This is a genomic window from Flavobacterium sp. KKT103, assembly GCF_055640565.1.
This window is the reverse complement of the sequence record NZ_CM145766.1, coordinates 2,320,806-2,333,675: the sequence shown is the minus strand read 5'-3', so window position 1 is coordinate 2,333,675 and position 12,870 is coordinate 2,320,806. Positions and strand designations below refer to the sequence as shown.

General features: G+C 32.1%; 8 protein-coding genes. All 8 read right to left on the bottom strand.

What is annotated here, in order from left to right:
• Nucleotides 1-475: 475 nt before the first annotated feature.
• The 8 genes from ACZ2G0_RS10020 to ACZ2G0_RS09985 all read right to left on the bottom strand — a co-directional run bounded on the left by ACZ2G0_RS10020 (nt 476) and on the right by ACZ2G0_RS09985 (nt 12,862).
• Nucleotides 476-1,240 (bottom strand): hypothetical protein, encoded by a 765-nt coding sequence (locus tag ACZ2G0_RS10020; protein ID WP_470307514.1) that lies wholly within the window; start codon nt 1,238-1,240, stop codon nt 476-478.
• Nucleotides 1,241-1,424: 184 nt separating this feature from the next.
• Complete coding sequence (locus ACZ2G0_RS10015) at nt 1,425-3,005, bottom strand: ATP-binding protein (protein WP_470307513.1); 1,581 nt, start codon at nt 3,003-3,005, stop codon at nt 1,425-1,427.
• A 6-nt stretch (nt 3,006-3,011) separates the two neighbouring features.
• On the bottom strand, nt 3,012-5,021 hold the full coding sequence (locus ACZ2G0_RS10010; protein WP_470307512.1) for an AAA family ATPase: 2,010 nt from the start codon (nt 5,019-5,021) through the stop codon (nt 3,012-3,014).
• A gap of 5 nt (nt 5,022-5,026) precedes the next feature.
• Nucleotides 5,027-5,242 (bottom strand): DNA modification system-associated small protein, encoded by a 216-nt coding sequence (locus tag ACZ2G0_RS10005; protein WP_470307510.1) that lies wholly within the window; start codon nt 5,240-5,242, stop codon nt 5,027-5,029.
• Between the two features lie 5 nt (nt 5,243-5,247).
• Nucleotides 5,248-6,234, bottom strand: coding sequence for a virulence RhuM family protein (locus ACZ2G0_RS10000; RefSeq protein ID WP_470307509.1), 987 nt, complete (start codon nt 6,232-6,234; stop codon nt 5,248-5,250).
• A gap of 9 nt (nt 6,235-6,243) precedes the next feature.
• Entirely contained in the window at nt 6,244-8,580 is a 2,337-nt protein-coding gene (locus tag ACZ2G0_RS09995) for a DEAD/DEAH box helicase (protein ID WP_470307508.1), read from the bottom strand.
• 3 nt (nt 8,581-8,583) lie between these two features.
• On the bottom strand, nt 8,584-10,473 hold the full coding sequence (locus ACZ2G0_RS09990) for a site-specific DNA-methyltransferase (protein WP_470307507.1): 1,890 nt from the start codon (nt 10,471-10,473) through the stop codon (nt 8,584-8,586).
• Nucleotides 10,474-10,738: 265 nt separating this feature from the next.
• Complete coding sequence (locus ACZ2G0_RS09985; protein WP_470307506.1) at nt 10,739-12,862, bottom strand: DUF262 domain-containing protein; 2,124 nt, start codon at nt 12,860-12,862, stop codon at nt 10,739-10,741.
• Nucleotides 12,863-12,870 lie beyond the last annotated feature (8 nt).

Here is a 12,870-nt window from a genome sequence, read left to right as displayed (position 1 = left end):
TATTTGTAAAGTCTATACGTTCCATTTGATTAATTTCAAGTGACAAGACAACTTTCTTACCTATGAAAAAGACTCCGTTTAAAATTTTGATAAGACAATCCTGAAGGGAAATACCCTCATTGATCAGTAATTCTTGACTTACCCTAGTTTGACTATACATTTCATGATACATTTCTAAAATTTGAGCTGAATATTGCTTTATTTATTCCAAATGTCTTGCTGTTTCAAATTTCCTAAAGTTTAAGTTTATTTATTATTCCACCTGACCATGCCTTGTCTTGCCAATTTCAAAAGACAAAAAATTTAAACATGATATCCTAGGTAAAAATTACAGTCTATGTATTTTTATACTTAGATGCCTAGGCAATTTTACAATTCATACTTATAGGAGATTAAGTATTTTTACTATTGATAGAGTATTGTTTTAATAGCTTTATAACATCCATATAAATTATTTTTAACCTTAAAGATAGAATTATACATTTTTAACAATACATAATTCATAGAATTCACTAATTTTTATAATGTGGTCGTACCCTTGCAAGTCTTTAATTATATCTTCATAAAAAATTGGCTCTATAGTTATCTTGTTTAAAACTGGAATAAATTTCGTATCAAACCATTCTATTCTTTCAATATAATCATCTTCATTTTCATACTGATCTACTCTCTTTTTAACTATGTTTTTGATATCTTCTCTATCCATGTATTCTCGAAAATTCTTTCTCCTGCCATATTGATTTTTTGGAACGGTTAAATAAAAACCAATTGATAAGTTTTCTAAATTTTCTAGTTTCTCAGCTTTATCAAGTGTCTCTACCATACATGCAACATACCTCGCTGCCTGATTATAAAAGGACGCGTTTGTTACGCCTTTAGAAAAGTCAGAATTAATTTTAGCTTCAAAAATATTTAGCTTGTTTCCTTTTAACTCTAAAAGACCTTTAGTGTTATCGTTTCCAACAGTAAAATCTCCAATAGCCCCATCTGCATGAGTGTGACTTTCAGCAAAAGGTTTTTTTTCACCTTTCGTTAAAAATGGACTTGACAATAATCCTTCACTGAAAAACTTATTCTCGTGATTTACAAATAGAGGATGCTCTCTTAAATTACAATCAGTAACTGCTAGTACTAATAATTTCAACAGCCAACCTTCATTATAAAATTCTGTAGGATGTGTGTAATTTTTCCAGTAATCAAAAAAATCAAATAATTTATTTATATCGTAGTTGTTTTTCATAAATTGTGGTGTGTTAAAATTATTTATCAAAAGAGTAAGAAACTATTATATTTAATTTCAGCAATAAGATAGACAAATTCAAAGATATCTATTTTCATGCTGTAGCGTTTGAAATGAATTGCCTTAAAATCTATAGTATAAATTATCTTAATCCTTCATAATTACTAATTATTGTAAATCAATATTATATCAAATGTCTAACCTTTATTTTTTTATATTTTTTACCAAAACCCATAAGGATTGCATCGTTATTTTTGATTATGAGTTCTCCTTTTTGTAGTCCTGCTATGGCTTGTTTGATATCATTTAAATCATTTCCTGACACACCATACATATCTTTTAGAACGCCATCGTTTATAGATTGCTGCTTCATGATTAAAGGGTATTGCGCATTTGCATAAAAATCAAAATATTTACTTTTGTAAGCATCCATATTTTGAGTCGCAAGAATAATACTCATTCCCTTATTTCGACCAACCGCAATCAAATCTCGAAGCGGTTTGTTGTCAAACCCTAACATATAGTGTGCTTCATCAATAATCGTAAAATGCCTAAGTTCTACTTTTTCTTTGTCATTGGCTTGTACCGGTAAGTTTTCATATATTGAGTTTAATTTAGAAACAATGAAGTAGACTATTGCTTTACCAAGTGGTCCATCATTTGGAAATCTATCCATCTTAACGATAAAACTATTACCAATTAAATCTATTTTATCTTCATTCGAAAACAAATTAGAACGCTCTAATTGACTCAATACTGATTTTACACTATCAACTCTGTCTTTTTCATTTTGAGGCTGCAAATCTGTATAGTGTTCTATTATCATAGTGAAATTTATTGGCTTCCCCTTTGTTTCTTTATAAGCATTAATGATTGCTTCTGACAATCGGTTGCTCATATTTGCACTAATCTTTGCACTATCGATTGCCAATAATGCATTTGCCAGTGCAGTAGAATACATATTTACTTCATTTTGTGTCTTACCCACAAAATCTTTAAAAGGTGTAAAAGGTAGTGGCTCTATCATTGGATCTAAAATGGCCGTGCGATCTAACTCAAAATGTTGTAGCCAGTCATTATTTGCAATATCCGAAAACTCACCCTTGTAATCAAAAAACAGAAAGTTTACAGGATAGTTACTTTCAACGGATAAAGATCGCATTTCATTCATTAGTACAGCTAATAAATTTGACTTCCCTGATCCAGTGGTTCCTGCAATCAATATTTGCGTATTGGTTACATTTTTACTATTCATATCCAAGTAGGCACTTATATCACCATCATAACTACCAATATTTAAGTTTAGTAATGGTATTTGACCCGCTTTTACAGACGCTGCAGTACTCACTTTTAACCAATCGTGTAATGTATCACCCTTCATAAGCAAATCATAACCTCTGAATATTTCAGCATTTACAACTTTACTTTTTGTGATGTTATCTTCCCAATTGATGTCTAAGTGATGATAACGCAATTTAATCATTGATGATAAAATTCCATTTAAGTTATGCACTGTGAATAATGTTGGGTGAATACTATTGCTAGACATTTGGATATTGAGCATGTCTTTATGCCTTGCTTCAGTATCTGATAATCCAGCAATTAAACAAATACGCATCAACTTTGCATTTCCTTTTGGAGTAACGCTCTTATGATTATCCGTGTACTGCTTCAAATTAATATGTTTTTCCAATCGCTCACGCAAATCATTCATTTTTGAACTTAATGCTTCTGCTTGTCTTAAACCTGTTTCTAATGCTGCCATAACTACTTAAATATTATTATCAAAATAACCTTCGACAACATGTGTCAGTTGATTTTCTTTGTCCCTAACGAGTGTGTATTTCTTTGAAATAAAGTTTTCAATTTTAGCCAAATCAATTGATTTTCTAATTTCACTATCTGTACTCAACAAAATAGTCTGATGTGAAAGTTTTGGAAAATAATTTTCTAATAATGAAGCTCTACTGCTTTCATCAAGATAACCAAAAACAGTATCTATCATTACGGGTGGGTCATAATCACCAAAATAATGCAGTGATTTCAATAATACTTGAATAATTATCTGCTTTGATGCAGCGTTCAATTCGTCTAAATAAATTTCGTTACCTGCTTTATGATATATTTTAAACGAAAGATTACTTAGATCATCTGACAACACTACTCGGTCTATTTGATCTTTATACACAACTAGGGTTGTATTCAAGTCATTTTTCATTTCCTCTTCAATTCGTGCTTTTTTGTTTACCAGTAGAGCATTCGAAATTTTAGAAAATAATGGACCTAGTTTTTTCAGAGTTTCTAACTTAGGATTGGGCTCTTCTTCGTCAGATAAGTCAAATTTTTTGATCTTAGCATCTAGTTTTTCTATTTCTAATATGTAATTGCTAAGGGTATCCTTGTAATCTTTAATTTTAAGCTCATTCGCTTCAAAGCTTTGAATCACATCTTCACTTCCACCAATATCATTTTTTCTTAAATCTAAAAGCTGAATTTTTAGATTAGGCAGTGTTACTAAGTCTTTCTCTAAACTATTCTTTTGTTGTTCTAAGGTTGTGTATTGATTTATACTTGACCAACCTAATAATTGCTCAAAATATGAAATATCTTTTTTATCAATAAAGTCATATTCTGTATTTTTATCACTCTGTCTTGATTTAGTGAGAATATATTTTGTTAAGTCATTTTTCTGTTTTGCAGATAGGTCTGCAGGTAGGAGTAAATTTTCCCTAAGAAACGTTAGTACAGTTTCTGAAACCTTGCTAATTTGTTCAGAATCTAAAAAGTCATTGTTATTTTGCTGTCCTTTTTCAGAAAGAATTAATTCTATTTCATATTGTACAATGCTAACAAGCTTTGGGATAAAAACCTGAATCTCGATATCATTTAGAAATTTTTCAGATTGCTCAATAAACAATGATTCTTTATTTAAAATGTCTTCAATCTTTTTATCTATGATTAAGATCTGTTCTTTTATATCCGCTTGAAGGTTCTTACCCTCTTTGGCACTTTCATACAATTCTTTGTGAGAGATGGAATAGTTTAATGCTCTTTCATTTAGTGATGCTGTAGACTCTATTAATTCTTGGTACTTCTTTTGCTCTTCTATTAGGTTTTTATACTGTGTTCTTTCTTCCCCAATTTCTATGCTTTGTGCAATATAATCTTGTGTAAGGGTATGAGTAGCATTTCCTAACTGAATGTATTTATTGAATCCCATAACGTTTTCAATATTCTCTTTGATCACACGGTTTAGGTACTCGTCTTTCAATAAGTTACCCGCTTCCATTGCATCAAACAAGAAATATTTACTTAATTCTTGAGGTAAATTGGCCTTGATTATTTTATTGACCTCGGCTTCTTTCTTAACTCTTTCAGCATGTGGAGTGGCAGTCCCGTAATTGAAAATATCTCCATTAAGATTTAACATTACAGCTTCAACAGGGTTGTTTTGTGCGTTAATGGTGTACAGTCTTTTGATGATGTACTTATAATCATTTTGTAATACTTTACCAGTAAAATGAATTTCTAATTCAATTTTATTGCTATTGTTTTCTAACGATTTTGCTCTTTCACCAGCATTTTGTAATTTATAAAAATGTTGTTCATCTTTAACTTTCATGCCATATAGAGCACTGTATATCGCTTGAAATAAGGTGGTTTTTCCTCCTCCATTTTCTCCTCCAATCAAGATTATTGGCTGCTCGTCATTAACAGTCAAGTCTAAATCTAGATCTTGATAGGTTTTAAAATTTTTGGCAATTATTCTAGTAATGAGCATAGTACTTATATTTTATTTAAAGCCTTTTCGATAATTTTTTCAATCTTTTTACTATCAATATCTTCATTATTGATTTTAAGATTATGGAACTCTTTCAAGATGTTTTCTTGCATCCAATCAAAGTCCAAACCTTGTTCTTCACATAGATTTTTGATGATTTCCATATCGTCTTTTCGAATACCAAAATGAATAAATGTTGTATCTAAGCCTTTGTTTATCATAACTTTTATTTGTTATTGAGTTTTTTTATTTCTCGATCTAAATCAGAAATGTATTTTTTATCCTGCTCTATTCTGAACTGTTCGTACTCTGAATGTGCTTTCTCTACTGCTTGTTCATGCGAAATATTTCCTGCGTTTGGCAGTACTCCAAGCTCATTACTTTCTAAAAAGGTGTTAGTTCGTTTTAACCAATCTTGCATGTTCATTAATTGGTTTCTACGTGCTTGAAACTCTGCCAAATCTAAATAGGCACTGACCAATAGATTCAAATCACCAATTTCATTCTCTTGCAAATAGTTTTTTGCAATGGTTACATCACTTTTCAAAACTTTACCTTCTGGTGCTTTTTTCCAAGAGGTTAATCCCATGAACTCTTTTGTTTTATCGGCACGAGTGTAGACAATTTCGGCAGCTGTTTTTCCGGTAACAGCAAAATGTAGTTTGTTTTGAACCATTTTATAAAATAGCTTTGTTTCCTCAGCTTCTTTGTTGTAATCAGCACTGCACTGTTCAAAAATATCGCCTAACTTTTGGTACAGTCGTCTTTCGCTAGAGCGAATTTCTCGAATACGCTCCAGTAATTCATCAAAATAATCTTTACCAAATGGTTTTCCGTTTTTGAGCATTTCGTCATTCAAGACAAAACCTTTAATAATGTATTCTTTAAGCGTTTGTGTAGCCCAAATACGAAATTGGGTGGCCTGCTTTGAATTTACTCTGTAACCAACCGCTATTATGGCGTCTAGATTGTAAAAAGAAGTAGTATAGTTTTTACCGTCTGATGCAGTTGTTTCCATTTTGGAAACAACTGCATCCTCAATAAGTTCTCCCGACTCAAAAATATTTTTCAAATGCTTGCTTATAGCAGGCACTGCTACACCAAAAAGCTGCGCTAATAGCTTTTGGGTAAGCCAAAAATTCTCCTCAAAATAAGTAACATCTATTACGACATTGCTATCTTGACTTTGATAAAAAATAATTTTGTTTTCCATGCTGTATAATTAAAGCGCATTTGGGTTAAAAAATGTCCATCCTGTTAAATCCTTGGTGTCATCTATTCTGAACTCTGGATATCTAAAACCTAGAACATCTGCATTTTCGTCAGGGATTAATATGCCACCAATTAGTTCTCTTTTTGTATTTTCATTATTTTCCTTTTCAATAAAGTCGAGAAGCGCATTGTGTTTTCTAGGAGCTTCGCTATCCGATCGTTTTGTTTTTGTGTCAAACAGCCCAATTTTACCAGATTTGAATTTAATTACAAAATCAACATAAAACAATTTCAATTCATGTGCTGAATTAACATAGTCTACTGCAAAATTCTCTCGGCCGCTGTCACCATTTTTGTACCACCAATCAATGTATTGCTCATTTGCAATCAAAAATTCTTTGAAGGCCTTCTCAGGACTTGAAACATTGTTAATCTCAAAAAAAGGTTCTAGCGCATGGCTATCAATTTCTTGACGGTTATAATTTTCAGAGTAATAACGTACTTCTGGCACTTCCCAATTGGTGTTTTCTACACGTTTATTATCATTTCCTCTTGCTTTTTGCCAAGTATCAAAACTTTCAAGTGCTGTCACAATATGTTGCACCAACAATTCTTTGTTTTGGGGATATAAATAAATTTTTCTTGCCTCTACCTCAAATATTCCCAAGTAATATTCTGCAAAATGAATTAAAGTCTCTCTTAACTTTTTCCAACTTTTAGATCTATTTAATCGCGTAATATTTGCAAAACAAAAACGATCAAACATTTCTCCAAACTGAGCTGTAGTTATTGCAAAATGCTGGATTTGGTTTGCTTGTAATACTATCGAATTGACTTCGTACGGATCTACTTCAATATCTGTAGGGATATGAATTTGGTTAATGTCAATTTCTAATTGCCAACCATTTTTAATTAAGGCTTGCCTATTTTGGTCAATTTGACTTTTGACCGATTCAAGGTTTTGAGGGGTAAACAAATCAATATCTGGTAATTGTGTAACTCCATATCTTTGTTCCATTACCGAGAAAAACTTTGGCTCAAATATAGATGTCAAAACCCCACTGGAAGGTCTGTCATTTATGATTGTTGCTGTAGGTATAATATCAAATGCCCAGTTATTTTGACTTTTACGTTCGGCAAATTGTTTGTCAAAAAAATCATTGTCTGATGGCACAAAAGTAATTTTATGGGTTTCAATATTCGAATACACATAGCCATAATTAAGCCCATCATTTTTGTAATGTCGTTGATGTGGCATCCTCAAAATACGCCCGACGGTCTGAATACCAAACTCTACACTATTAATGTTTCTATAACTAACCAATATTGCAGCTCTAGGACAATCCCATCCTTGCGCGATGGCTTGTTTGAAAATCAAAACATCTTGAAATCCATTAGTATCTTCCAATCCATCTTTGTTACGTTCGCCAGATAACCAAACCGCTAGTCTCCCGTTATTGGTAGAAATATTGTATTCTGTATTTAGTAATCCTTCTAATGTTTCTCGTATCGATTTATCATCTTCTGACAAAGAGGCATTGTCTGAGGGCAGTTGAATAAGTATTAATGGGTTAACAACATTTTCGCCCAATTCAGCATTGTACAAGTCCTCTAATTCTCTCTTCTTTTTAAAAGCAGTACGAAGTAAATGGATGTGTACATTATCTCCGTTTTGCTCGGCTGCATTCAAACCTATATTAATGCGCACACCTTTTTTGATCATTTCTTGCTCTATCACTTTTTTTCGTGAGATAGAAACAGTTCTTTGCGGTCTCATCTTTGGTGTGGCGGTGACTAAAATTTCAGCATTGGCTTTAATCAAATTCCTAACCGCTATTGCCTGAGCACCCGAAAAAGCACTTAAATGCGCCTCATCTATAATCAATATAATTTGGGTACCCTCTGCTTTGGTATTTTCTACTAATGTTTCGAGATTGGTATTGGTCTCATTCTCTCTACGCCACAAGTTTTTTACTTTGTCAACCGCACTCCAGTTGACAAAAAGCAAATCTTTGTGGTCCAAAACTGGGTTACTGGCCAATTCACTAAGATCAATGCAATGCAACTTATTAGCATCAGCATATAGTTTTTGTAACGATTGAAAACTTTGTATGTGCAAAGTGTTTGGAGCAAACCATATAAATGCCACATTGGGATTGAGCCCAGGTTGCATAGGGAGTTCCTCAACTATTCTTTCTATCAAAGCAGCCATCATTACTGTTTTACCAGCACCTGTAGGCGCCTCTAGTAAAATTTTGGTCTGTGGCTGCGTTTCGGCCAAGGCTTCAAAAGTATGTTCTAATAAATCAGTAACTGCTTTTTCTTGAAAATCTTTAAGTATGTACATAATTTATTCTTGGTCTTGGTTGTCAAACAAAGTGGTTTCGCCTTCTATATCATCTGTTGGAGTAACAATTGCTTTAGCCGTTTTATCTAGTTTTAATACTCTAAAAGTCGCTCGGTAAGCATTGTAAATAGCTTCTGGTAGTGGCACAGCCTCTATTTTATCTCTTACTTCATAGAAATCATCTACCAAGGTTTCTTTTTCGGGGCTAAAAACATAGAGTTTTACTTTTTGAGTAGTTTCTAGTTCTTTAATATATTGTGTTAATTGTTCACACACGCTATTCAATTGGCGACTGTGGTACACAACAATTAAAAACTTACCCTTACCATCTGTAAAAATTTTACATTCTTTCTCGTTAAAATTCGCATTATAGACTTCAATTCCTCCTTTGGGGGCTAGTGGACTATAACAATCTTCCTTAATACAAAGCAACTCAGTACTGGTTTGCGTTAATATCCTTTTGTTTTGCTCCGTTCTAGAACTAGGTACAAACTCACTTTTATAGTATCTCAAGTTATTACTTTTCAAACCTTCAATAGCTACGCCTTTGGTATTAGTATAACCCTCAATTACTCGTTTGTTACGCTCATAAGTAACTTCTTCGCAAATATTATTTTCATTGTTGGTTACTAAAATACATTGACGATTTCCGCCGTCTTCTGCATTAAGTGCCATTGTGGCGTGAAGTGTGGTACCTGAACCTGCAAAGAAATCAAGAACAGTTGCATTCTTGTTAAAATGAGTTGAAGATTCAATAATTTTTTTCACAAGATTAGTTGGTTTTGAATATGAAAAAAGTCTATCAGTATTAAACATAGATTTTAAAAACTCATAAGCATCTTCATTAGTAGCACTAATTTCTCTACCGTCAATAAATGATGGTAATGCTTTTATTGAATCATTATTATGCCTAATAACACGAACTTGAAGATTTATGGTATTTATTAAAATATCTGTACCTCTTTCGATTTCATCATCTAAATATTCTTGTGACCACACAAATGGAGCTTCAATTGAAAAACTATTAACAATAACTTTGTTGACTACTTCAATATCATTTTTTAAAACACTTGCACTTGTTCCGTCACCATAATTACCACTTTTATAAATTCCGTCTTTAAGTTTAGTCAATACTAACTTTGCTGGAAATTTTAAAGTTTTCCTTGAATTAGTTCTTTTAATTATTGGCTGTGATTCTGTGTTGTCAGGAGTTCCTCCAAAAAGATAAATTGGTTCATTCTTTCTATATGGTAAAATATATTCCGTTAATGATACTAATTGGTTTGACAAGAAAGAACCTTTTCTTTTTTTAAACCAAACAATCGCACCAATGAAATTGTTTTCGCCAAATACTTCATCACATAATAATTTTAATTGAGATTGCTCATTATCATCAATAGAAATAAAAACCACTCCTTTTTCACTCAATAATCTTTTTGCAATTATTAATCTTTTATGTATAAAACTTAACCAAGTTGAATGTCTAAAGGGATGCTCTTTACCTATAAATTCTGGTTTATCTTTAAAAGCATCGTGATAAGTAAAATCATTATTTCCAGTATTATAAGGCGGGTCAATATAAATTACATCAATTTTACCTTCGTGGGTAAAGGTTAATGCCGTTAGTGCGTGCAAGTTGTCGCCTTCAATAAGTACGTGGTTAGGAGCCCCCTCCGCCCCCAAAGGGGGAACTGGTGTCAAAATGCGTTTGTCGACAACTTCTTTTAAGACAGGTAGATTTTCTCGTAGTTGTTCCTCAACGTCTTCAGGTTTGTCTTCCCACACTAAGCCATATTTTTTCTTGGTGTTTACTAATTCTATCAAGTAAGCACGCTCATCTTGAGAGATACCGTCGAGCTGTTTTATTTTTGAGATTAGGTCTTGCTTGTTCATGTATGGTGTTGAAACTGTTAATTAATACACAATCAGCTGCATTAATAGCTGATTGCATAAAGGGAATTGTTTTTTTGAGTTAACTGTAAAACTAAATAAATTTGTCAATAAAACCTATTTGTTTCGAGACTGCTCTTGTATATTTTAGTTTCGATTATCCATCAAAACTACATCCAGAGATAATGCAGTAATAAATAAGCTAAGCCACAAATTTTTAATGAGAAAATCATGAGCTTAGCTTGAATTATTTTTTTGTCGGTGATTATTACAGTTCGTTTACAACTTCGCTATTTGCCCAATCTATTATTAATTTAAAAGGCTCTCTTTTCCTCCCACTAGCAATCATCTCTTGCTCTAAAGAATTTTTAGGATTAAGCCCTAGATTATACCTAAATTGAGATTCGTAAGTTTGAAAAATAGGGTTTGTGGTATGCAAATAGCGGCAGTCTTCGATTCCATTTACAAAAAGTGATTTGAATCCCTTTTCCTTAGACAACCACCCAAAGTTATAACCATTTTTAAAAAATGAATTATACTGTTTATTGTATATGCGGGTATGCATGATGTAGTACAGGTACAACTGGTGCTTTACATTAGTAATCTCTTCAAAAGCAGGCTGTTTCTTCTCTAGCTTTTTGACAAATTCTTTTTGCACGTCCATGAGGTACGCTTGCAGGTTTAGCTTCTTGTTTTTCTTAGAAAACTTTTTGGCAAAATAGATCATTGCTGGTGCCTTCCTGAAATCATAGTTATACATTAATCGAGACTCATTGGTTTGACTGTAAATGCCAGTAATCAGTAAATCACCCCATACTTGATTGAAATTATCTTTTGCAATTGCCATATAACCACTGTATGTAGCCGTAAGCTCTTTACTGTTGATGGTGCTTGGGTCTAGCTCTTCAAGAAATAATTGACTGTATTCTTGAGGATTATTTGCATAATTGCTTAACAATAAATTACTAATATTGCCTTTGAAGTTCTCATCATCTTCCATTTGAAAGATGCTGTCTTTTATCTCTGGATAGTGATCAAATAGCTTTGCTTTAAAGATTTCTTCATTTCTTTGCTTCACTTCAAATCCTGCTAAGGCCTTAGGACTCACTTTATTTATTAATAGGGTGTAGACATTTTCATCTGAGATCAAATTATTAATAGCGTGTAATAATTTTGACCATTCACGACGAGATTTATCCCTAGTATTGTGCACAAGATTTCTAACAACTCGTAGAAAGTCGTATAAATTAGCATTACTCTTGCCTTGATATTTAAATTCTATCGCTGCAAACAATAAAAATAACTCATTAATGTCTCCTTTCTTACTTACAATTACTTTTAAAATTTCGTTTAATGAGCTGTGTTCCTTCCAGAGTAAATCAGGCTGGGTATGATTTTTTAAATCTTTGATGAAATCAAATGCAAAAATTAAAAATTTTAGATTGGCTTCTACCGAATAAACATCTTTCAAAATTTTGAAATCTAAATAATCTATTTCTTTATCATATGATCTAAGTTCTACATTTTTAGAATAAAGCATCTCTGTAATGAAATTCAAATAAAACATAAAGGGTTCATCGATTACATAACTGTCTTTGTTTCTAAAATTCCATAGATTATCAACCCAGCCATACTCAATTTTATCTTTTACTTGATCTAACAATACATGGTTGTAGTTAATGATCTTAAAGAATTCTGACTTAAAATTTTCAAAATCAGTCAGCATTTTACCTCTAGCATTCATTCGGATATACAGGTTTTCTGTTAATCCAAATTCATCTAGATCTGTAAAATAAAAGGATACCAATTGATCTTGTGAATCTAACAAACGGTCCAATAAACTATCGCTAGCATTTACTAATGCATCATTATTAGCAAAAGTATCGAGCATGTTTATCATACCTGAAACTGTTGGGTCATTGTCCCAATTTTCATTGTACCATTCTGAGTTTTCAATATCAAATTTAATATTTGTAAGATTGATAACCTCAAAATCATTTATTAACTTTTTACAAAAATCGTGTGCTGAAGGTCTTGTTTCATAATTGAATTTACTTAAAACAGTGCGCACTTCATTTAATCTGTTCTCTTTTAAAGCAATAAAAAAGTGTAGTAAATACAACGTGGTTAATCTTTGCTGCCCATCTAATGGAATGAAGATTTTTCTTTTATCATCTTCATTTCTTTCAACCAAAATAGATCCGTAAACAAAATCCAATTCAACTTTTTGATTGGTAAGCAATGAATTAATCAAGAAGTCGTTAATGAATTTTTTTCTAAGCCTTTTTATTTCAGCAGTTTCTCTACCTTGAGCGTAATCTCTTTGTATAATTGGCACTTCAATTTTGTCGTACTTGTCACAAAGTGACCAGAATGTATGTTTTATATTCATAATGTGTT